Source organism: Streptomyces sp. B6B3 (assembly GCF_039871525.1).
GTDB lineage: Bacteria > Actinomycetota > Actinomycetes > Streptomycetales > Streptomycetaceae > Streptomyces.
In genome coordinates this window covers 164,665-185,872 of the sequence record NZ_JBDPLU010000002.1, presented here as the reverse complement: position 1 = coordinate 185,872, position 21,208 = coordinate 164,665, and the positions used below count along the sequence as shown (strand labels likewise).

The window sequence follows — 21,208 nt, the reverse complement described above, 5'->3', positions numbered from 1 at the left end:
ATATGCCGTTCACCCCCAGGACCGGCGCGCCTGCTTCGATCGCGATTCGCCGCTCGGCACCACACCACTTCGTCCGTGGAGGGCATCCGTGCAGAACCCCGGTGTGACTCGTCGTCGATTCCTGTCCCTCGCCGGCGTTGGCAGCGCCGCCGTCGTGCTGCCGCTCGCCGTCTCGGCCGCGCCGGCGCGCGCCGAACCCCGCCTCCCCGTCGACCCGTTCAGCCTGGGCGTGGCGTCCGGCGACCCGCTCCCCGACGGCGTCGTGCTGTGGACCAGGCTGGCCCCCGACCCGCTGGCCGAGGACGGCGCCGCCGGGATGGGGAAGTGGGTCATCCCCGTCTCCTGGCAGGTCGCCGAGGACGAGCGCTTCCGCCGGGTGGTGCGCTCCGGCGTGGAGTGGGCCACCGCCGACCTCGCCTACTCGGTGCACGCCGAGGTCGACGGGCTGCGCCCGGGGCGCGACTACTGGTACCGCTTCCGGGTCGGCCCGTGGCTCAGCGAGACGGGCCGCACCCGGACCGCCCCGGCCGCCCACCAGTCGCAGGGCGCGGTCAACTTCGGCTTCGTCAGCTGCAACAACTACTCGGACGGCTTCTTCACGGCCTTCCGCCACCTGGCCGACGAGGACCTCGACCTGGTGGTGCACGTCGGCGACTACATCTACGAGGGCGAGGGCCACGACGACATCGGGCGGGCGCACCTGCCGGCCACCGAGATCTTCTCGCTGACCGACTACCGGATCCGGTACGGCCAGTACAAGAGCGACCCGGACCTGCGGGCGGCGCACGCGCGGTTCCCCTGGGTGGTGGTGCTCGACGACCACGAGGTGGACAACAACTGGGCCGACGACCTGGACGGCGAGGACAGTGGGGGAGAGGCGTTCCTGGCGCGCCGCGCCGCCGCGCTCCAGGCGTACTACGAGAACATGCCGCTGCGCCGGTCCGCACTGCCGTCGGGGCCCGACGCCCAGCTCTACCGGCGGCTGCGGTACGGCCGGCTCGCCGAGTTCAACGTCGTGGACACCCGGCAGTACCGCGACAACCAGGCGTGTGGTGACGGGCGGCAGTTCGACTGCGTCGAGCGGCTGGATCCGAACCGGACGCTGCTCGGCGCCGAACAGGAGAGCTGGCTGGTCGAGGGCCTCGCGGCGTCCGAGGCCACCTGGAACGTGATGGCCAACCAGATATTCATGTTCCAGGGCGACTCCGAGCCGGGTGAGCTCCAGGCGTTCGGCATGGACACCTGGGACGGCTACGCCGCCTCCCGGCAGCGCCTCTTCGACGCCATCCAGGAGCACGACGTCGAGAACTTCGTGGTGATCACCGGCGACGCGCACCGCAGCGTGGCCGCCGACCTCAAGGCGAACTTCGACGACCCCGGATCCGCGACGCTGGGCACCGAGTTCCTCGGCACGTCGATCAGTTCGAGCGGCGACGGATCCGACCAGGACCAGTGGGGTCTGACCTGGCTCGCGGAGAACCCGCACCTGAAGTTCCACAACCGGCAGCGCGGCTACGCCACCTGCCGGCTGACCCCGGAGGAGTGGCGCACCGACTACCGGGTGGTGCCCTACGTGACCCAGCCCGACGCGCCCATCAGCACCCGGGCCAGCGTCTACGTGGCCGCGGGCGAGCCGGGCATCGCGCAGGTGGAGGAGTAGCGAACCGCCCGCGCGCCCCGGCGGCGACGGCGCCGGGGCGCACGGGCGGCGTGGTCGGACCTCCGGCGTGATCTCACGTGCTGTCATCGCGCCATTGCTGTGTGTATGCGCTCAACCACATACTGCTCGTCATGCGTTCGCCCCCACGGACCGGGCACCGGCGGGCGCCGCGCCGCGAGTCGATGATCATCATCGGCGGCGGTCTCGGCGGCCTGTCCACCGGCTGCTACGCGCAGATGAACGGGTACCACAGCCGGATCTTCGAGATGCACGAGAGCCCGGGCGGGTCCTGCACCGCCTGGGACCGCGGCGACTACACCTTCGACTGGTGCGTCAGCTGGCTGCCGGGCAGCGGCCCCGGCACCGAGCTGTACCAGATCTGGCTCGAACTCGGCGCGCTCCAGGGCAAGGAGATGCGCCACTTCGACGTCCTCAACGTGGTCCGCGGGCAGGACGGGCGCACCGTCTACTTCTACTCGGATCCCGACCGGCTGCAGGCCCATCTCACCGAACTGGCGCCCGGTGACGCCCGGCGGATCCGGGCGTTCTGCGACGACCTGCGGGCGTTGCGGAAGCTGCTGTCCCGCTTTCCGGTCCTGAAGCCGGTCGGCGTGCTGGGCCGCCGGGAACGCTGGCGGCGGCTGGCGGCGTTCGCGCCGCGCCTCGCCGTCGTCCGGCGGAGCCTGGGCACCCTGATGACGGACTACGCCGCCCGGTTCGCCGACCCGCTGCTGCGCGAGGCGTTCACCCTCATCCTCTACGAGGAGCAACCGGACTTACCGGTGCTGCCGTTCCAGTTCCGGCTCGCCTCGCACGCCAACCTCGCGGCCGGCGTGCCCGAGGGCGGCTCGCTGGGCCTGGCCCGTTCCGTCGAGCGCCGCTACCTGCGGCTCGGCGGCCTGGTGGCGTACGACGCGCGGGTGGACGAGGTGCTGGTGGACGGCGACCAGGCGGTCGGGGTGCGGCTGAGCGACGGCAGCGAGCACCGCGCCGACATCGTGGTCTCCGCCTGCGACGGCCACACCACGGCGATGCGGCTGCTGCGCGGGCGCTACCTGAACGACTTCTACCGGCGCCTGTACACCGAAACGATCGACGAGCCCGGCGTGGTGTCGCCGGGCTACTTCGGCCTCTTCCTGGGCCTGAACCGGCCGTTCCCTGAGGCGGATCCGTGCACCACCTACCTGCTCCCCGCGGCGGTGGCGGCCCGGCTGACCGGCATCAGGACGCTGAGCCTGCACGTCCAGTTCCGCAGCCGCCACTACCCCGAGCTGTCGCCCGGCGAGACCGACATCGTCTTCGCCAGCTACGTCTCGGACACCGAGCCGTGGCGCGGGCTGAGCGAGGGGCCGGAACGGGTCAGCCGCGGGCGCCGGGGCGCCGAACGGCACACGCTTCCGGTGCGCCGGGGGCGCGACTACCAGTTGGCGAAGCGCCAGGCGCGCGACGCCCTGGTGGACTTCCTCGACGAGCGCTTCCCCGGCCTGCGGGACGCGGTAGTGGTGCGCGACACCAGCACTCCCCTCACCCAACTCCGGTACACCGGCAACTACAACGGCTCGTTCCCCGGCTGGCGGCCGTTCGTGGCCAGCGGCGACGCCGTGGCCCGGGAGATGAGGAAGCGCGGCCCGGTGCTGCCCGGGTTGCGGAACTTCTACCTCTCCGGCGTCTGGGCCACGGTCGGCGGTCTGGGCCGGGCCGCCACCGCGGGCCGGCAGGTGATGCAGTGCGTCTGCCGGGACGACGGGCGGCCGTTCACCGCCAGCGTGGACGACGCCGCGCCGCCGCCGACGCACGTGGTGCTGCCGGTCGGGGCCCGCCCGGCAGCCGTTCCGCCGCCGTTGTTCGAAAGTGCCCCGTGAAGGGTCCGGGGAGGGGAACGCTCGAAAGCCGCATAGGCGGGTTCCGTCACCCGGTGATCAGAAAAGATCACAACGGGGCCAGTAGTGGGCCACATGCCTGGCCTGGGCTTCTCCGGTCGTCGTCCCTGTCACAGTGGTGCACTCCCGCGCACGCGGGGTCCCCCCACCGAGAGGACGAACATGCGGCAGTTCCCGATCGCCGAGCTGGACATCGCACCCGGTCACCTCGTTCAGTGGCGACTGCGATCGACCAGAGCAGGCCACCTCGGGCGCCCACGCAGGTCCGCCTCGTTCAACCAGGACAAGCACTTCTCGGCGGCCCGCCAGGTCCGCAGCGCCCCGGACTCGCTGTCCTCCTGGGTGGCCGCCACGTTCGAGATCCCCGGCCAACTGGACCGTGCCGCCCTGGAGGCCGCGATGCTCGGCCTGGTCGGCCGCCACGAGGTGCTGCGCTGCGAGTTCGAGCAGCTCATGGGCGATCCGGCGGGCGATCTGACCTGCGCCGCGCTGCGCCCCGACGAGGTCGCCCTGGAACCCTTCGAGGTGGGGTACCTGGACTCGGCGGACGAGGTCAGGGCCTATCTCGCCGACCATTTCGAGAAGGAGATCGACACCCTCTCCTGGCCGCTGCTGGTGATGGGCGCGGTGGTCAGGGCCGGCTCCGCGACGGTGTACTTCGCCTTCGACCACCTGGTGTCCGACGGCCTGTCCGTCCCGGTCGTGGTCCGCGACCTGGCCACCGGCTACGAGGCGGCGGTGGCGGGGCGCACGCCGGAGCTCCCGCCGACCGGCAGCTACGTGGCCTTCGGCCACGAACAGCGGCGCCGCTACCTCGCGATGCGGTCGGACGACGAGCGGCTCGGCTACTGGAAGTCGTTCATGGCCTCGGCCGGCGGCTTCTTCCCGCACTTCCCGCTCGACCTCGGCGTCGCGCCCGGCCGGATGTACGGCACGGTCAACGAGGGGCACCGGCTGCTCGACGCCCGGGAGGCGGCGGCGTTCGAGGCCCGCTGCCGGGGCGCCGGGGGCAGCTGCTTCACCGGCACCCTGGCGGCGGTGGGGCGCGCGCTGCGGGACGCCGGCGGCCCGGCCGTCTACCGCGGGCTGCTGCCGGTCAGCGAGCGCGGGCGGGGCGATCTCGAGAACGCCATGGGCTGGTTCGTCAACACCGTGCCGATCGAGTTCCCGGTGCCGGCGGGCCGGCCGTTCGGGGAGCTGCTGGGCGAGGTGCGGACCGCCTTCCGCGAGCTGCTGCGGCACACCGACGTGCCCTTCGTCAGGGCCTGGCAGCTGCTGGCCCCGGAGTACGCGGGGCTGCCGTGCTGGCCCCATCCGGTCAACTTCTTCTCCTACATCGACTCCCGACGGGTGCCGGGGGCCGAGCACCACGACCGGTGGCACCCGACCCAGCACGTGTGGGCGTCCCGCTGCAACGGCATCTCGTTCTGGTTCCACCGGGACGCCGACGGGCTGCACGTCAACTCGATCTACGCGGACACCCCGCGGGCCGCGGCGGCCACGGCGACGTTCTGGCGCGCCCTGACCCGCATCCTCGCCGCGCTGGCCCGCGGCGAGGACTGAACGGGCGGGCGGCAGGCTACCCGTCGACCATCGCGGTGGGCAGCCGGGCGAAGGTGATGTTCTGGTAGTACGGCGGGTCCGGATCCTCCGCCGTGGGGACGCCGTTCTCGTAGAGCACGCCGATCCCCTCGGTGCGGTGGCCGAACCCGTGGCCGCCGTGGTCCGTGTCGCGGATCTCCACCAGATCGGAGTAGCCGGCCGGGCCGTAGTGGATCACCGGCCCGGTCAGCCAGGAGCTGCCCTCGGTGAAGCTCACCGAGAGGGTCAGGTTCTGCCGGACGTCGGCGTCGCCGGGCGCGGAGAAGACCAGCGGCTGGAAGTGTCCCGGCCAGCCGGTCAGCGAGAGCACCGAGCCCTGGACCACCGGGGCCACCAGGTCGGGCACGTCCTCGTAGGGATGGTCGAACGAGGCGCCGCCGTCGCTGCTGGTGGTCGCGGCCCGGGTGCCCGGGCTGCTGCCGTGCTGGTCGCGGGCGTTGAAGTAGACGGTGCCGTCGGCCAGCTCGGCGACCGTGCTCTCGTTCGGGTTCACCACGCCGGTGACCGGGGTGTCCACGCCGCCGAGGTGCCAGGTGGTGCCGCCGTCGTCGCTGTACAGCGAGTGCGCGCCGAACAGCGAGTTGTCCAGGCAGTCGATCCCCGAGCCGTCGGGCGGGGCGATGGAGTGGTTGCCGGGGATCACCAGCCGGCCGGCGTGTTCCCCGTGGGTGAGCTGGATGGCGTGCCCGGGGCCGCCGACGAAGTGCCGCCAGTCGTCGGGACGGACGTCCTGGGTGATCTCCTGTGGTTCCGACCAGGTCGCGCCGTTGTCGTCGCTGTGCAGCACGTAGGCGCGGCGCATCTCCTCGGGCTCCGCCCGGCCGCACCTGATGTCGTCACCGGTCACGCCGCCGCCGGTGTGGGTGGTGTTCAGCACGATCCGGCCGGTGCGCTGGTCGAGCACCGGCACGGGGTTGCCGGCCTTGTTCTCGCCGTCGTCCACCACCACCTGGAGCGGGCCCCAGCTGATGCCGCCGTCCGTCGAGCGCTTCAGCACCAGGTCGATGTCGCCGTTGTCGCTGGACCCGTTGACCCGGCCCTCGGCGAACGCCAGCAGCGTGCCGTCGGCGGCCTGCACCACCGCGGGCACCCGGAAGGTGTGGTAGCCGCTCTCCCCCTGCTCGAAGACGGTCGAGTACCAGACCCCGTGCGCGGCCTCGGCCCGTCCGGCGCTCATCGACGCCATGGACGTGGCCAGTACGAGCCCTGCGGTCGCGAGGCCGGCCATCCGCGACCGCCTTCTCCTGCCTCTGGCTCCGGACATCCCGGACATGAAGACTCCCCTACGGTTCGATGGGTGCGGTCGGCGCCGGGGCTGCCCGGCGGACCTGTGCGTCGAAGTAGGCCCGGTGCTCGGCGCGACGGGCGGGATCGGCGGGCGGCACGTTCGGTGCGTGGACGCGCGGCGCGTCCTCGTCCAGACAGGTCGGCACCGGCGTGTCGAAGAGCGCCCAGCGGGTCAGGGCGGCGCGCAGCTCGCCGAGAACCTCGGCGCTGCCCGGGTCGTCGATGCGGTTGTCCAGCTCCTGCGGGTCGGCGGCCAGGTCGAACAGGGCGTCGCGCGCCCCGTCCCTTCCGCCTTCCTGGTCTCCGTTCAGCAGGAGCTTGTGGGTGCGGGTGCGGGCCATGACCATGGGGCCGAAGGTGCGGTTCTCGGCGAACACGCAGGCCCGGTCCGCGGCGGGGTCCGACAGGTCGAGTCCGGGAGCCGGCGGGGACGTGGTGAGCGGTCCGGCGCCGCACACCGAGACGATGGTCGGGGCGAGGTCGACCAGGGACACCAGGGCCCCGCTGGTCTCGCCCCGCCGCGCCGGCGGCCGCGCTGGTGCGCCTGCGCGCCCCGTCCCCGGTGGGGTGGGGAACTTCACCAGCAGGGGCACCTTGACCAGCGGGTCGTACATGGGGCCATTCTTGAGTAGCAGATGGTGAAAACCCAGGTACTCACCGTGGTCGGCGGTGAAAATGATCAACGTGTCGTCATACAGTCCCTGGTCGTGCAGCCGGTCGAGGAGCCGGCCGACCTGGTGGTCGAGCTGCGTGATGGTGGCGTAGTAGTGGGCCAGCACCCGGCGCAGCACCGGCTCGTCCAGCCCGTCGCCGTAGTCGAAGTAGCCGCTCTCGTGCGGCAGGTCGGCGGCCGGCACCCGTTCGGTCCAGCCGGGCGGCAGGGTCAGCGCGGCCGGGTCGTACAGCTCGTCCCAGGGCGCCGGCGGGTCGAACGGGTGGTGCGGCTTGATGAACGAGACGTGCAGCAGCCGCCCTTCCCCGTCCGCGGCGTCGGACCAGCCGGCGAGCTCGTCCAGCGCGCGCTCCCCGATCCAGGTCGTCGAGTGCCACTCCTCCGGCAGGTCGGAGCGGCCGGTGCCGTAGCTGGCCCAGTACGAGGCGGGCGCCAGCGGGCGCAGGTGCTCCTCCTGGTCGAGCAGGTCCAGCACCGGCGCCAGGCCGGCGGCGCGCAGCTCCCGGTGGTAGTCGTCGTCGTACCTGCCCGGGCCGTGCTGTTCGGCCAGCGTCAGCCGGTCGTAGCCGACGTCCAGGTAGGTCGGGGTGAAGTGCATCTTGCCCACGCCCGCGGTGCGGTAGCCGGCCCGGCGCAGCGCGCGGGGGAACGTGTCGAGCCCCGGCGCCAGGGTGCAGTGGTTGGTCCAGCCGCCGTGCTGGTGCGGGTACAGGCCGCTGAGCAGCGAGTACCGGGAGGGGGTGCAGATCGGCAGCGGGCAGTACGCGTCCGGGTAGCGCACCCCGTCCGCGGCCAGCCGGTCCAGATGCGGGGTGCGGACGTCGGGGTGACCGGCCGAGCCGAGGCAGTCCCAGCGGAACTGGTCGGCCTGGATCAGCAGCACGTTCGGGCGCCCGGGCGCCCCGCTCACCCCGCCACCTCGCCCGCCACCCGCACCGGGCCGGGGGCCGGGCCGGGGGTCGCGCCGGGGGTCGCGCCGAGCAGGCCGAGCCGGGTCAGGTCCGCCCGCAGCCGGTCGCGTTGCCGGTCGTCCAACGAGCCGAGCGGCGGGCGGCAGGGCCCGCAGTCCGGGCCGACCAGCGCGGACGCCGCCTTGAACCCGGCCAGCTCGCCCGCGTGCCCGGACACGGCGTCGATCGCGTCCTGGGCCCGCAGCTGGCACTCCAGCGCGGCCTCCCGCTCGCCGCGCTCGACGTGCTCCAGCATCCGCAGGAAGAGCGGCGCGGCGAAGTTGTACGCGGAGCCGATCGCGGCCCGCGCGCCCAGCCCGACGGCGGCCAGCACCAGCCGGGCGTTGCCGAAGTACAGCTCGTGCTGGTCGCCGGCCAGCCGGAGACATCGCTGGAAGTCCGCGAGGTCGCCGTGCGCGAACTTGATGCCCGCGAAGCTCGGCACCCGGTCCCTGGCCGCCTCCAGCACCGCGCTGGCCGGCACGGTCACCCCCGTGACCGAGGGGATGTGGTAGTAGATGAACGGCAGTTCCGGCGCCGCCTCGGTGATCCTGGCGATGAACTCGGCCACCGCGGTGGCGTCCTGCGGCCGGTGGAAGTACGGCGGCACCGCCGAGATCGCCCTGACCCCGGTCCGCTGCGCGTGCTCCGCCAGCGTCCTGGCCTCGGCCAGGCTGGTGTGGCCGACGTGCGCGATGACGTCCAGCCGGCCGGCGGCCACCTCGCACCACCGCTCCAGCAGCAGCATCCGCTCGGCCGTGCTGAGCGAGGCGCCCTCGCCCGCCGTCCCGCCCACGTAGGCCGCGGGGCAGTTCCAGGCCGCCAGCGCGTCGGCCTGGCGCTCGACCACCTCCAGCGCGAGGCCGCCGTCCGGCTGGAACGGCGTGAACACGGCGGTCAGCAGGGTCATCACCGGCCGCGCGGCGGCATAGTGCAAGGCGTCCATCAGCGGGCCCTTCCTGGTCGATGTGGGTCGCGGCCGGTCGTGGGTCCCGGCCTCGTCATGCGGTCTCGGTGTCGGTCAGCACGACGAAGTCACGCTGGTCCATGGCCAGGCCGGTGATGCCCTGTTCGAGTCCGGAGAGCGAGGGCCGGGTGGCGATGCCCACCGCCCACGCCTCGTCGACCAGCACCTGGTTCAACGCCTGCCACGCCGTCCGCTGCGCCTCGGGGTCGACCGCCGTCCTGGCCTCGTCCACCGCCCGCACGTACGCCTCGGGCACGTTGGCGCCGAGCATCACGTTGTCCTCGCCGGGCAGCATCTGGCGGCCCCTGGCCACGAGGGACGGGCTCTGCAGGTTGTTCGGCTGGGCGGCCACGCAGCATTCCAGGTTGCTGGCGAAGAGCTCCTCCAGGAACGTCGTCTGCTCCATCGGGTCGATGTTCAGCGTGAACCCGATCTCCTCGAAGTCGGCCTGGATGATCTGGAGGATCTCGATCGCGCCCGGCTCGTCGCCGACCCCGGCGCTGGCCTCCCGCGCCCCGCCCGCCCGCCGCAGCAGCGATTCGGCGGCCTCCAGGTCGTAGCCGTTCGAGTCCAGGTATCCGGCGTCGAAGGCCGGCGAACTCGGCATGAAGGCGGTGTAGATGGGCTCGCCGTAGCCGAACCGCACCTGCTGGATGATGCGTTCCCGGTTGATGGCGCGGGCCAGCGCCTGGCGCAGCTCCCGGTTGTCGAACGGCGGCCGGGACGCGTTCATGAAGAACAGGTCCATCCGCCCGCCGCCCTGCACCAGGGTGAAGCGGTCGCGCAGCCGCTCGTCGTGCCGCAGCGACAGGTAGAGCGCGCCCTGGACGTCGCTCGACTCCAGGGCGCTCACCAGCGAGTCCTCGTCCCGGAAGAAGCGGATCTCGACCTCCCGCAGCAGCGGCTTGCCCCGCTCCCAGTAGTCCGGGTTCCGGGAGATGACCAGCCGCTGGTCCCGGTCGAAGCTGTCCATGACGAACGGACCCGAACCGGCCGGCTCGTTCTCCAGCGAGGCGGCGTCGTTCCGCCCGGCCGGCACCAGCGGGAAGGCGAACATCCAGTCCAGCACCAGCTCGTCCGGGGTGGGCGCGACGAAGTCCAGGCGCACGGTGCGCCGGTCCACCTCCGTCGCCGACTCGATGAACGCCGACGGCTCGGCCAGCGTGTAGCCGGCCTCCGGATCCTTGGCCCGCTCCACCCCGGCCACCACGTCGGCGGCGGTCACCGGGTCGCCCGAGTGGAATTTCTGGTCCCGCAGCGTGATGGTCGCCGAGCGGTGGTCGCCGGCGAACTCCCACTCCCGGGCGCCGGCCGGCCGCGTGTCGTAGTCCTCGGTGTAGTCCAGCAGGTAGGTGTAGAAGGTGTGGATGTGCAGGGCCGAGTTGGTCTGGTAGGGGTCGAACTGCATGATCTGCGTCGTCCCCAGCGTCAGCCGCCCGTCCGCGCTGGCCGAACTGCCCGCACCGCAGCCGCTGAGCAGGGGCACGCCGAACAGGGAGCTCATACCGGCCAACCCTCCGGCCCTCAGCAGGGAACGGCGACTGTACCGGCGGGTCCACGGGGCGGCTGGGTGGGCCATGGCAGGCTCCTCACGAGTCTCGGCTGCACGGGCATGTGCCGGGTGCGTCGGGTGTCGGGGTGCGTCGGGGTGTCGGGGTATGCCGGGGCGGTGCCGGGATGCACGGGACACGGAGTAGGGGACACGGGCGCCTCCCGGGCCGCCGGGCCCGGGAGGGTGGTCAGGCGAGGCGGATCCGCGGATCGAGGTACGCGTAGAGCACGTCGACCAGCAGGTTCAACACGAGGAAGGCGGCGACCACGAACAGCACGCCGCCCTGCACGACGGCGTAGTCCCGCTCGCCGATGGAGGTGTAGAGGAGCCGGCCGAGGCCGGGATAGTTGAAGACGGCCTCGATGACGACCGTGCCGCCGAGGAAGCCGCCCAGCTGGATGCCGACGATCGTGACCGTCGGCAGCGAGGCGTTGCGCAGCGCGTGCCGGAGCACCACCCGGCGCTCCGGCACGCCCTTGGCGCGCGCCGTGCGGATGAAGTCACGTCCCATGACTTCCCGCACCGAGGCGGAGAGAAAGCGCGCGACCACGCTGGAGGCGTGCACCGCGATGGCGAGCGCCGGCAGGATGGTGGCGCGCAACGCCTCGCCCGGGCTGCTGAAGAACGGCACGTAGTCGCTGGTCGCCGGCAGCGCGTCCAGCTCCACGGCGAAGGCGATGATGAACAGCAGCCCCAGCCAGAACGCGGGAATGGCCAGGCCGGCCGTGAGGTACGCCTGCAGCAGCCGGCCGGCGAACGACCGCGGCCACAGCGCCACCACCAGGCCGGTCGGGATGGCGATCAGCAGCGTCAGGGTCATGGCGATGGCGGCGAGTTGCGCCGTCGCCGGCACGTGCTCCAGCAGCGTCGACCACACCGACTCCGCGGAGAAGTACGAGGTGCCCAGGTCGCCGGTGACCGCGTTGCCCAGCCAGACCGCGTACTGCTCCAGCACGGAGCGGTCGAGCCCGAGCCGTTCGCGGGTCGCGGCCAGTTCGGCGTCGCTGGCGTCGGGCCCGGTGAGCACGGTGGCCGGATCGCCGGGCAGCGCGAACGCGAACGCCCACACGGCGATCGAGCCGAGGAAGAGCACCACCACGAACTGCAGGAGGCGGCGGACCAGGTAGGCGTACATCTACAGCGTCCCCTCCCGCGCCCCGCTGGACACCGCCGTGCCGACCGCCAGCTGCAGGCCGCGGCCCACCCGGTCGAGACAGAAGACGGTGAACGCCAGGCAGAGTCCAGGAAACACCCCGTACCAGGGGCTCTGGTACAGGTACGAGCGGGCCTCCTGGAGCATCGCGCCCCAGGACGGCGTGGGCGGCGCCGTGCCCAGACCCAGCAGGCTCAGGCCGGCCTCGATCACCACGGCCAGCGAGGCGGTGACGACGAGCTGGACCAGGATCGGGCCGAGCACGTTCGGCAGCACGGTGCGGAACATGGTGTCCGGGGTCGGCGCGCCCATGCCCCGGGAGGCGACCACGAAGTCGTGTTCCCGTATGGCCAGCGTGGCGGCCCGGGTGAGGCGCCCGAACTCGGGCACCGCGCCAATGCCGATGGCCAGCACCAGGTTGAGCCGGCCCGGACCCAGGATGGCGATGATCACCAGGGCCAGCAGGATCCCGGGCACCGCGAGCAGCAGGTCGAGCAGCCGCATCGCCACGGCGTCCACCCAGCGGCCGAGGTAGCCGGCGACCAGGCCCAGCGGCACGCCGACGAGGGCGCCGAGCGCGGCCGCGCCGAAGCCGACGACGAGCGAGGCACGGGCGCCGTAGATCACCCGCGAGGCGATGTCCCGGCCCAACTCGTCGGTGCCCAGCGGATGCGAACCCGACGGGCCCAGCAGGTTGTCCGGGCTCTGCGCGTACGGGTCGTACGGCGCGACCCAGGGCGCCAGCAGCGCCATCAGCACCAGCAGGCCGAGGCCGACGGCCCCCACCACGGCGGCCCGGGACCGCGCGAAACGCCGCACCGCCGCCAGCCGCCGCGCGCGCCGGCCGCTCTCCGCGGCACCGTCCGCGGCATCGTTCCTGACCGCCGGCGGGGTGGCGACCTTGGCGAGCGAGGACCCCGTGCCCCGCCCCGCCTCGGTCGCGCCGCCGTCGCCGGCGACGGCATCGGGCGAGGTGGTGCGCGCACCGCTCTCGGTCTCCCGAGGGCCGGGACCCCGGCCGCCGGCGTCGGCGTGCGGGGAGGCTCGCCGGTCCCGGTCCGGTCCCGTGGCCTCGCCCGATGCCGCCGGCTCGTCGGGGCCCGCGTGGTCGGGCCCTGGGTGGTCGGTCATCAGCTCACCGTCCGTTCCTGCTGGAGGGCTCGGGCGGCCGACAGCGCGTCCGGTGTCACCCGTTCCGCGAAGTGGCAGGCCGTGCGCACGCCGTCGACCAGGCGCGGCTCGGGCTCCTCGGCCGCGCACCGCGCCTCGGCGAGCGGGCAGCGGGTGCGGAAGCGGCAGCCGGACGGCGGGTCCGCCGGGCTCGGCACGTCGCCGCCGAGCGGAGCCCGCTGCCGCGACTCCCGCCCGACCGGATCGGGAATCGGCACGGAGGCCAGCAGCAGCCGGGTGTACGGATGGTGCGACCCGCCGTAGACGCGGTCCACGGGGCCGCTCTCCACGATCTTGCCGAGATACATCACGGCCACCTCGTCGGCCACCTGCCGCACCACGGACAGGTCGTGACTGACGAACAGGTACGCCATCCCCGACTCGGCCTGGAGATCGGCCAGCAGGTTCAGCACCTGCGCCTGCACCGAAACGTCGAGCGCCGACACCGGCTCGTCCAGGATCAGCAGCCGGGGCTGCAGGGCCAGCGCCCGCGCGATGGCCACCCGCTGGCGCTGCCCGCCGGAGAACTCCGCAGGGAAACGGTCCACGTGCTCGGGCAGCAGGCCGACCCGCGCGAACAGGTCGAGCACCCGGGCCCGGCGCTGTGCCCTGGTGTACCCGCCGGCCAGGCGCAGCGGCTCGGCGACGTTGTCGCCGACGCTCAGCCGCGGATTCAGCGAGGCGAACGGGTCCTGGTACACCATCTGCACCCGCCGCCGGATGGCGCGCAGCCCGGAGCGTCCCGCCGTCGCCAGCTCCTCGCCCTCCACCGTGATGGAGCCGCCGCTGGCGTCGATCAGCCGCAGCACCATCCGGGCCAGGGTCGACTTGCCGCAGCCCGACTCGCCGACCAGCCCCAGCGTGCGGCCCGGGGCGATCGCGAACGACACGCCGTCCACCGCCCGCACCCAGCCGCGGGCGCGGGCGAAGACCCCGGTGCGGATCGGGAAGCGCTTGCGCGCTTCCCGGACCTCCAGCACGGGTGCCCTTGCCGGGCCGTCAGGCTCGGACGAACGCTCGGACCCGCCGGGCCGGGTCGTGACCGACCCCGTCGTGACCGGAGCCGCGGCGTGCGGCTCGTCGGTGATCTCCTCCTCGGTGAGCGGCAGCTCCACGGCGGACTCGGCGACGGCCGGCTTCGCCGCCAACGCCTCCACCACCGCCGCCTCCGCCTCGGTCGCGGTGGCCTTCCCGGCCTCGGCGGTGTCGGCTCCGCCGGTCCGACCACCGGCCGCGTTGCCGTTGCCGGCCGCCTCCGCTCTGCCGGCCCGGTCGCCGCCTGTGTCGGCATCGCCGTTGCGCCCGGTGCCCTCGGTGTCGACGCCGGCGTGTACGCCCCCGGCCCGCCCCGACCCGGTGCCCTCGGCGTGGGCCCGTGAGTTGGTGTTCTGCCTGGCCGCGGCGCCGGTGGCCGCGTCGTCGTGGTCGGCGTCGGCCGGTGCCGGGTTGGCCTGTCCGGCCGCGGGACCGGTGGCCCCGTCGTCGGCGTGCGCGGGGTTGGTCGGGCCCAGTCCGGTGCCCGTGCCATCGGCGCGTGCGGCGTCGGCCCGCGCCGCGCCGGACTCTCCGGTCTCGGCGCCGGCGCCGGTGGCCCCGCCTTCGGCGGTGGCCCGTGCGGGTGCGGTGGCTTCCCCTCCGCCGTGCGGGGCGTCGGCGCGCGGCGCGTCGGGCCGCGTGGATCCTGAGCCGGCACCGCCGACCGGCCCCGTGGCCGTACCGGCGGAGCCGTTCGCGGAGCCGTTCGCGGAGCCGTTCGCGTGGAGCAGGGGGGCCGCCTCCGTGGGGAAGTGGCAGGCGCTCGGGCCGCCGGAGCCCGCGGCCGTCAGGGGCGGCCGCTCCGTGGCGCAGAGGTCGCGCGCGTTGCCGACCGGGCAGCGCGGCTGGAACGCGCAGCCGCGCGGCAGCCGGATCGGGTCCGGCGGCTGGCCCGGAATCGGCACCAGCCGCCGCGCCGCGCCGTCCAGCCGCGGCAGCGACGTCAGCAGCGACGCCGTGTACGGGTGCTGGGGCGCGGCGAACACCCCGTGCACCGTGCCGGTCTCCACCACCCGCCCGGCGTACATCACGCACACCCGGTCGGCGACCTCCGCGACCACCCCCAGGTCGTGGGTGATCAGCACCGTGGCCGCGCCGGTCTCCGCCGCCGCGACCCGCAGCACGTCGAGGATCTGGGCCTGCACGCTGACGTCGAGCGCGGTGGTCGGCTCGTCGGCGATCAGCACCCGCGGCTCGTTCGCGATGGCCATCGCGATCACCGCGCGCTGGCACATGCCGCCGGAGAACTGGTGCGGGTACTCGTCGTAGCGACCCGCGGGGTTCGGCACGCCGACCAGGTCGAGCAGCTCCACGACGCGGGCCCGCGCGGCCCGGGCGGAGACCGAACGGTCGTGGACGCGCAGCGTCTCCGCGATCTGGTCGCCGACCCGCTGCACCGGGTTGAGCGCCGACATCGGGTCCTGGAAGATCATCGCCACATCGCGGCCGAGCACTCGGCGCAGCTCGTTCTCCGGGAGTTCCAGCAGGTCGATCCCGTCCAGCAGGGCCTCACCCGAGACCCGGCGGACGTTGCCCGCGGAGAGCAGCCCGAGCGCCGCGAGGACGGTCACGCTCTTGCCCGAGCCGGTCTCGCCGACCACGCCGAGGGTCTCCCCGGCGTCGACGTCGTAGCTCACCCCGTCCGCGGCTCGGACCACGCCGGCCGGCGTGGCGAACTCGACCGTCAGGTCCCTCAGGCTCAGCACCGAAACGCCCTCCGGCATCCTGATGGATATCCTACAGATTTAGCGACCGTAGGATCATGACACAATCACTGTCAAGGGTGTGGAACGCGTTGAGTGACACAGGGCGGAAGAAACCCGTGCAGCGGTCATCCGAGCGGACATATGGGCGGACATTCGATCGAATAGAGCCCGCCGTTCCGCTCCACAAGACGGTGCAGGACGAGATCCGGCACCACATCATCAAGCACGGCCTGCGCCCCGGCGACCCACTGAAGCCGGAGGCCGAACTCGCTCGGCTGTTCGGCGTCAGCCGCAACTCCGTGCGCGAGGCGGTGAAGGCGCTGGAGTCCACCGGGGTGCTGGAGACCCGCCGCGGCAGCGGCGTCTTCGTCAAGGACTTCTCGTTCGCGCCGCTGCTGGACAACCTGCCGTACGGGCTGATGCAGGGCAGCCGGGCGCTCGGCGAGCTGGTGGCGCTCCGCAAGGCGCTGGAGTCGGCCATGATCGGGGACGCGATGCGGGCGCTGACCCCGGAGAGCGCGGCGGCGCTGCGGGAGGCGCTGGCGACCATGCTGGAACGCGCCGAGCGCGGGGAGGACTTCGCGGACCAGGACCGGGAGTTCCACCGGCTGCTCTTCGCCGACCTGGGCAACGAGATGCTGCTCCAGCTCTTCGACCTCTTCTGGCTGGCCTACCACCGGGCGGCGCCCTCCGTGCCGCACCGCGATCCGGTCGAGATCCACGGCAACCACGCGGCGATCCTCGACGCGGTGCTCAGCGGCGACCCGGAACGCGCACGGGAGGCCGTGCGCCAGCACTACGTCGGCCTCGAGAAACGCATCGTCGCCTCCCTCGCGTAGCCCTTACCGGGCGGCCACCCGCGACGGCCCCTGCCCTTGCCCAGCGGGCGGCTGGCGGTCGGCGCGAAGCGCTGCCCACCGCCGTCCGGCGTCCCGTGGGCCCGGGAGGCGCCGCGATCGAGTCGTCAACCGGGACGCGATGGGCCGTCCGAGGCGGCGGGGTGACCCGCCGGCCCCCGCGCGCACGTGCGGCTCAAGCCTCGCCGCGACAAGCATCCGTGCGGGCCACCGAGCCGAGCTCGGTGCCATCGGCCCCGGTGCTGTCGTCGCCGGTTGGCGGCCGGTAGGCGACGGGCCGTCCGAGACGGCGAGGGCGTCCCGCCGGCCCCCGTGCGGCCGAGGCATCCGCACGACCATGACGTACCTGCTTCTCCCCCCGCGTCGCGGGAAGGGCCTTCAGGACTCCCCGGCGGAGCCGGGTTTCGCGCCCCGACGGCGAGCGCCCGCGCCGCCAGCGCCGGACCCGGTGCCGTCTCGCGCCATGGTGGCTCAGGCGGCGGCAAGCGTTCGGGCGCAGCGGAAGCCCGTGTTGCCGCCGGAGCTGTCCGGGGTGTTGCGGCTTCTGGCGGCCACCCGGTAGCGGTTGCAGTAGGACTCGTGGCACATGTACGAGCCGCCCCTGATCACCCGGGCGTCGCCGCTCGGTGGGCCCTTCGGGTCCCGGCGGGAAGCCGTGACGTGCCAGTCCGCGCTGAACCAGTCGGCGCACCACTCCCAGACGTTGCCCGCCACGTTGTACAGGCCGTGTCCGTTGGGCTGGTAGGCGTCGACCGGTGCGGTGCCGAGGTAGCCGTCCTCGCCGGTGTTCTTGAACGGGAAGCTGCCCTGCCAGATGTTGCAGCGGTGCTCGCCGTCGGGCGTCAGCTCGTCGCCCCACGGGTAGCGCGCGCCGGCCAGCCCACCGCGCGCCGCGAACTCCCATTCGGCCTCGGTCGGCAGCCGCAGGCCCGCCCAGTCGCAGAACGCGGCGGCGTCGGCCCACGAGGCGTGCACCACGGGGTGGTCCCCGCGGTCCTCGATCGTCGACCCCGGGCCCTCGGGGCGGCGCCAGTCCGCGCCCGGCACGCCGCACCACCACGGCGTGTCCGGCGGGCGCCTGGCCTGGCGGCGCAGCTCGCCCGGCAGGAAGCCGGCGTAGACGAAGCTCCAGCCAAACCGCTCCGCGTCCGTCACGTGTCCGGTGGCCTCGACGAACGCGGCGAAGCGCCGGTTGGTCACCGCGTACGCGTCGATCTCGAAGGGCGCGACGCGCACCTCGCGGACCGGGCCCTCGCCGTCGTCGGGGAAGCCGGTCGCGTCCTCCGTGCCCATCAGGAACGCGCCGCCCGGCAGCGTGACCATCTCGCCCAGCCCGGCCCGCGACGCCCCGGCGGTCCCGGCGCCCTGGGCGCCCGCCGCGGAGCGGACCCGCGGTGCCGGGACGGGCGCCGGAGCGTCCGGCGCCTGGTCGCGTCCACCCGGCGAGCAGCACGCTCGATGCACCTCAGCCATGGGTCCATCCAATCATCTGTCCTCCCGGGCCCGTTTGCATGGAGCGTTTTACTTCGGGCCCGCACCCGTTGTACCTTCCCCGAATGAGCGACGACGGTACGGCGGTCGGGGCGCGCCGCCCGCGCCCCCGCGGGGGTCTGGCCGACAAGCGGCGGGCGATCCTGGCCGGTGCCCTCACGGTCTTCGCCAGGGACGGCTACACCCGGGCCAGCATCGACGCGATCGCCGCCCAGGCCGGGGTGTCGACCCGCACCATCTACAACCACTTCACCGACAAGGCCGAGCTGTTCGAGGCCGTGATCCAGGCGAGCGCCAGCCGGGTCGCCGACGACCAGATCGCGGTCATCGACCGCCACCTGCGCAAGGTGACGGACCTGGAGGCCGATCTCGTGGAGTTCGGCCTGGCCTGGGTGGAGCCGGTGGCCGCCGCGCACGCCGAGCACTTCTCGTTGACCCGGCAGATCAACGCCGAGGCCGGTCACATCCCGCCGGCCGCGATCGCGGCCTGGCAGGAGACCGGGCCGCTGCGCGTCCGCCGGGAGCTCGCCGACCGGCTCCGGGTGCTGATGGACCGGGGCCTGCTGCGCGCGGGCGATCCGGGCCGGGCCGCGCTGCACCTGATGCTGCTGCTGTCGGTGACCAACCCGTCGTACCCCCAGATCGCGGACCCGGCCGGCGGGGACCTCCCCGAGGCGGTGACCGAGGGGGTCCGCGCCTTCCTGCACGGCTACGCCGGCTGAGCGCCCCGGCACCGATCAGTCCCCGCCCACCAGCCCGTTGGCCCGGGTGACGCCGGCGAACCAGCGGCCGCTGTCCTTGACCAGCCGCCGCTGCGTGTCGAAGTCCACCCGCACCAGCCCGAACCGCTTGGCGTACCCGTGCGCCCACTCGAAGTTGTCGAGCAGCGACCACACGAAGTACCCGCGCAGGTCCACGCCCTCGGACAGCGCCCGGTGGGCCGCCCGGAAGTGCCGTTCCAGGTAGGTGCGCCGGTCCTCGTCACGCACCCGATCCTCGCCGTTCTCCCGGGTCACCTCGTCGGCGAACGCCGCCCCGTTCTCCGTCACGTACAGCGGCAGCGGCCCGTACTCCCGCCAGACCCGGGTCAGCATCTCGTAGAGGCCGTCCGGGTCGATCTCCCAGCCCATCTCGGTCACCGGCACGCCGCGCTTCACGAACTCCACGTCCGCCGAGCCCGGCCAGTGCGAGGGCCGCCCGTCGCCCGCGACCCTGTCCACCGCCTCGCCGGCGCGCACCACGTGGCGCGAGTAGTAGTTGACGCCCAGGAAGTCCAGCGGGGTGCTGATCACCGCCAGGTCGCCGTCCCGCACGTGCGCCGTGTCGGTGACCGGCGCCAGGTCGGTCAGCACGTCGGCCGGGTAGGAGCCGCGCAGCGTCGGGTCGAGGAAGAGCCGGTTCATCAGGCCGTCGATGCGCCGCGCGGCGTCCCGGTCGGCGGGGGCGTCGCTGGCCGCGTCCGTCGGGTAGAGGTTGAACGTGATGCCGAGCCGGCGCGCGCCCTGGTCGCGCAGCGCGTTCACCGCGAGCCCGTGCCCGAGCAGCAGGTGGTGCGCGGCGTGCACCGCCGCCGCGCCGTCCGTGCGGCCCGGCGCGTGGTGCCCGTCGGCGTAGCCGAGGAACGCGGCGCACCACGGCTCGTTGTGCGTCGTCCAGTCCGCCACCCGGTCGCCGAGGTGCCGGTGGATGCCGGCCGCGTACTCGGCGAACCGCTCGGCCGTGTCGCGGACCGGCCAGCCGCCCGCGTCCTCCAGGGCCTGCGGCAGGTCCCAGTGGTAGAGGGTGATCCAGGGCTGGATGTCGTGTTCCAGCAGCCGGTCCACGAGGCGGCTGTAGAAGTCCACGCCGTCCGGGTTGAGCGCGCCGCGGCCGTCCGGCTGGATGCGCGGCCAGGCCAGCGAGAACCGGTAGTGGGTCACGCCCAGCTGGGCCAGCAGGGCGACGTCCTCGGGGTAGCGGTGGTAGTGGTCGCAGGCGACGTCGCCGGTGTCGCCGTCCGCGACCTTCCCCGGGCTGTGCGCGAAGGTGTCCCAGATCGAGGGCAGCCGGCCGTCCTCGCCGACCGCCCCCTCGATCTGGTAGCTGGCGGTGGCCGTGCCCCAGGCGAAGCCGTCCGGGAAGCGCAGGGTCGGTTGGGTGGACATGTCGCTGGTCATCGCAGCCCTTCGCGGTCGTTCGTGCTCTGCGGGGTCGATTGTCCCGTTTCGTTGGGTACGCCGGCGCGCCGGGGGGGTGGGTCGGCCGATCCGCGCCGCCTATCTGGCCGCCACCAGGCGCAGCGGAACCCCGTCCGGATCGGCCAGCCGGCGCGGGTCGCCGCCGAGCGTCCCTCCCAACCTGCCCGGGTCGTCGCGGAGGCCGATGGACCGCAGCCCGAGCCGGTCGTCGGGGTCGGGCGCGGGCGGGGGAGTGGTCGGCGTGGCGAAGGTGAAGACCTCCAGCACCGCCGGGCCCGCCTGGAGGTAGTGGATGACGAAACCGCGCGGGTCCGCGGTGTGGTCGAGACGCCCGATCAGCCGGTAGCCGAGCCGGTCCCGGTAGAACGCCAGGGTGGTGTCGAGGTCGGCGACGGTGACCGCCACGTGGTCGAACACCGGGCCCGCGTCCGGCGGACGGGCCGCGGCGGCCTCGGCCTCCCGCGCGGCGAGCGTCTCGTCGAACACCTCGTGGTAGGTCAGGTGGCCGTCGATGATCTCCAGCAGGGTGCCGTCCGGATCGCGGAAGAACGCGATGGTGACGTCGCCGACCGCCACCAGCGGCCCCAGGGTGAACGTCACGCCGGCGTCCCGCAGCCGCTCCGCCCGGCGGTGCACGTCGCCGACCTTCAGGCCGAAGTGCCGTATCCCGCGCTGCAGGTCGTCGCCGCTCCAGCCGCCGAGGGTGCTGCCCTCCGCCGCCCGCACGAGCTTGACCAGGGCGCCGCCCGCGTCGAGCCAGTGCACGCCGGGCGCGCTGGGGGCACCTCCCAGGCCGCCAAGGCCTGGGGGCGGCTCCGGGGGTTCGTCGGCCGGGCGCAGGCCGAGCGGCCCGCAGTAGAAGTCCAGCGAGCGTTCGAGGTCCGACACGCCGATCTCGACGTAGGACATTCCGTTGCGGGACGACGTGGGCGTCGTGGGGGGCATGGGCACCTTCCGGGTGTCGTACGGGCGGCGGTCTTCCGGGCCTCGGGGGGCCTGGGGGAGGGTTCCCACGCACCGGCCCGGCATTCGCCTCCGGCGGTTAGGG

General features: G+C 73.6%; 15 protein-coding genes. 5 read left to right on the top strand and 10 right to left on the bottom strand.

The window, feature by feature from the left end; genetic code table 11:
• The first annotated feature begins 103 nt into the window (after window positions 1-103).
• The 3 genes from ABGB06_RS05050 (at window position 104) to ABGB06_RS05040 (ending at window position 5,103) form a co-directional block, all read left to right on the top strand.
• Window positions 104-1,660, top strand: coding sequence for an alkaline phosphatase D family protein (locus ABGB06_RS05050; RefSeq protein WP_347585686.1), 1,557 nt, complete (start codon window positions 104-106; stop codon window positions 1,658-1,660).
• A gap of 131 nt (window positions 1,661-1,791) precedes the next feature.
• Window positions 1,792-3,522, top strand: coding sequence for an NAD(P)/FAD-dependent oxidoreductase (locus tag ABGB06_RS05045; RefSeq protein WP_347585685.1), 1,731 nt, complete (start codon window positions 1,792-1,794; stop codon window positions 3,520-3,522).
• A gap of 180 nt (window positions 3,523-3,702) precedes the next feature.
• On the top strand, window positions 3,703-5,103 hold the full coding sequence (locus ABGB06_RS05040) for a condensation domain-containing protein (RefSeq protein WP_347585683.1): 1,401 nt from the start codon (window positions 3,703-3,705) through the stop codon (window positions 5,101-5,103).
• Window positions 5,104-5,119: 16 nt separating this feature from the next.
• On the opposite strand, the gene ABGB06_RS05035 is transcribed toward ABGB06_RS05040, so the two are convergent.
• The 7 genes from ABGB06_RS05035 to ABGB06_RS05005 form a co-directional block, all read right to left on the bottom strand.
• A complete protein-coding gene (locus tag ABGB06_RS05035; protein WP_347585681.1) occupies window positions 5,120-6,370 on the bottom strand; it encodes a sialidase family protein in 1,251 nt (416 codons plus the stop codon).
• Window positions 6,371-6,425: 55 nt separating this feature from the next.
• Window positions 6,426-8,012, bottom strand: a complete 1,587-nt coding sequence (locus ABGB06_RS05030; protein WP_347585679.1) for a sulfatase-like hydrolase/transferase — start codon at window positions 8,010-8,012, stop codon at window positions 6,426-6,428.
• Window positions 8,009-8,998, bottom strand: coding sequence for a dihydrodipicolinate synthase family protein (locus tag ABGB06_RS05025; protein WP_347585678.1), 990 nt, complete (start codon window positions 8,996-8,998; stop codon window positions 8,009-8,011). The genes ABGB06_RS05030 and ABGB06_RS05025 overlap by 4 nt, the downstream gene beginning before the upstream one ends.
• A 55-nt stretch (window positions 8,999-9,053) precedes the next feature.
• Window positions 9,054-10,523: an ABC transporter substrate-binding protein gene (locus tag ABGB06_RS05020; protein ID WP_347585677.1), complete on the bottom strand. Its 1,470-nt coding sequence runs from the start codon at window positions 10,521-10,523 to the stop codon at window positions 9,054-9,056.
• 235 nt (window positions 10,524-10,758) lie between these two features.
• Window positions 10,759-11,706: an ABC transporter permease gene (locus tag ABGB06_RS05015; protein ID WP_347585675.1), complete on the bottom strand. Its 948-nt coding sequence runs from the start codon at window positions 11,704-11,706 to the stop codon at window positions 10,759-10,761.
• A complete protein-coding gene (locus ABGB06_RS05010) occupies window positions 11,707-12,855 on the bottom strand; it encodes an ABC transporter permease (protein ID WP_347585673.1) in 1,149 nt (382 codons plus the stop codon). It lies immediately after the preceding gene.
• Window positions 12,855-15,653 carry a dipeptide ABC transporter ATP-binding protein gene (locus ABGB06_RS05005; protein WP_347585671.1) on the bottom strand — a complete coding sequence of 933 codons (2,799 nt, stop codon included), beginning with the start codon at window positions 15,651-15,653 and terminating at the stop codon, window positions 12,855-12,857. Before ABGB06_RS05005 ends, ABGB06_RS05010 begins: the two co-directional genes overlap by 1 nt.
• 173 nt (window positions 15,654-15,826) lie before the next feature.
• Between ABGB06_RS05005 and ABGB06_RS05000 the strand changes: the two genes are divergently transcribed.
• On the top strand, window positions 15,827-16,474 hold the full coding sequence (locus tag ABGB06_RS05000) for a FadR/GntR family transcriptional regulator (protein WP_347585669.1): 648 nt from the start codon (window positions 15,827-15,829) through the stop codon (window positions 16,472-16,474).
• Between the two features lie 489 nt (window positions 16,475-16,963).
• On the opposite strand, the gene ABGB06_RS04995 is transcribed toward ABGB06_RS05000, so the two are convergent.
• Window positions 16,964-17,815, bottom strand: a complete 852-nt coding sequence (locus ABGB06_RS04995) for a formylglycine-generating enzyme family protein (RefSeq protein ID WP_347586550.1) — start codon at window positions 17,813-17,815, stop codon at window positions 16,964-16,966.
• Between the two features lie 233 nt (window positions 17,816-18,048).
• On the opposite strand from ABGB06_RS04995, the gene ABGB06_RS04990 reads away from it, so the two are divergent.
• The gene (locus ABGB06_RS04990) at window positions 18,049-18,705 is read left to right on the top strand and encodes a TetR/AcrR family transcriptional regulator (RefSeq protein WP_347585667.1); all 657 of its coding nucleotides are present in this window, start codon (window positions 18,049-18,051) and stop codon (window positions 18,703-18,705) included.
• A gap of 15 nt (window positions 18,706-18,720) precedes the next feature.
• Here ABGB06_RS04990 and ABGB06_RS04985 read toward each other — a convergent pair whose 3' ends face one another.
• Both ABGB06_RS04985 and ABGB06_RS04980 read right to left on the bottom strand, forming a co-directional pair.
• Window positions 18,721-20,127 carry a GH1 family beta-glucosidase gene (locus tag ABGB06_RS04985; protein ID WP_347585665.1) on the bottom strand — a complete coding sequence of 469 codons (1,407 nt, stop codon included), beginning with the start codon at window positions 20,125-20,127 and terminating at the stop codon, window positions 18,721-18,723.
• A 111-nt stretch (window positions 20,128-20,238) separates the two neighbouring features.
• A complete protein-coding gene (locus ABGB06_RS04980; protein ID WP_347585663.1) occupies window positions 20,239-21,105 on the bottom strand; it encodes a VOC family protein in 867 nt (288 codons plus the stop codon).
• Window positions 21,106-21,208: the final 103 nt, after the last annotated feature.

Excerpts from the sequence above, each read along its gene's own strand:
- ABGB06_RS05015 (WP_347585675.1), bottom strand. The coding sequence starts at position 11,706 with ATGTACGCCTACCTGGTCCGCCGCCTCCTGCAGTTCGTGGTGGTGCTC.
- ABGB06_RS04980 (WP_347585663.1), bottom strand. The coding sequence starts at position 21,105 with ATGCCCCCCACGACGCCCACGTCGTCCCGCAACGGAATGTCCTACGTC.
- ABGB06_RS04985 (WP_347585665.1), bottom strand. The coding sequence starts at position 20,127 with ATGTCCACCCAACCGACCCTGCGCTTCCCGGACGGCTTCGCCTGGGGC.
- ABGB06_RS05040 (WP_347585683.1), top strand. The coding sequence starts at position 3,703 with ATGCGGCAGTTCCCGATCGCCGAGCTGGACATCGCACCCGGTCACCTC.
- ABGB06_RS05005 (WP_347585671.1), bottom strand. The coding sequence starts at position 15,653 with ATGCCGGAGGGCGTTTCGGTGCTGAGCCTGAGGGACCTGACGGTCGAG.
- ABGB06_RS04995 (WP_347586550.1), bottom strand. The coding sequence starts at position 17,815 with ATGGTCACGCTGCCGGGCGGCGCGTTCCTGATGGGCACGGAGGACGCG.
- ABGB06_RS05020 (WP_347585677.1), bottom strand. The coding sequence starts at position 10,523 with ATGAGCTCCCTGTTCGGCGTGCCCCTGCTCAGCGGCTGCGGTGCGGGC.
- ABGB06_RS05035 (WP_347585681.1), bottom strand. The coding sequence starts at position 6,370 with ATGGCCGGCCTCGCGACCGCAGGGCTCGTACTGGCCACGTCCATGGCG.
- ABGB06_RS05045 (WP_347585685.1), top strand. The coding sequence starts at position 1,792 with ATGCGTTCGCCCCCACGGACCGGGCACCGGCGGGCGCCGCGCCGCGAG.
- ABGB06_RS04990 (WP_347585667.1), top strand. The coding sequence starts at position 18,049 with ATGAGCGACGACGGTACGGCGGTCGGGGCGCGCCGCCCGCGCCCCCGC.
- ABGB06_RS05010 (WP_347585673.1), bottom strand. The coding sequence starts at position 12,855 with ATGACCGACCACCCAGGGCCCGACCACGCGGGCCCCGACGAGCCGGCG.
- ABGB06_RS05025 (WP_347585678.1), bottom strand. The coding sequence starts at position 8,998 with ATGGACGCCTTGCACTATGCCGCCGCGCGGCCGGTGATGACCCTGCTG.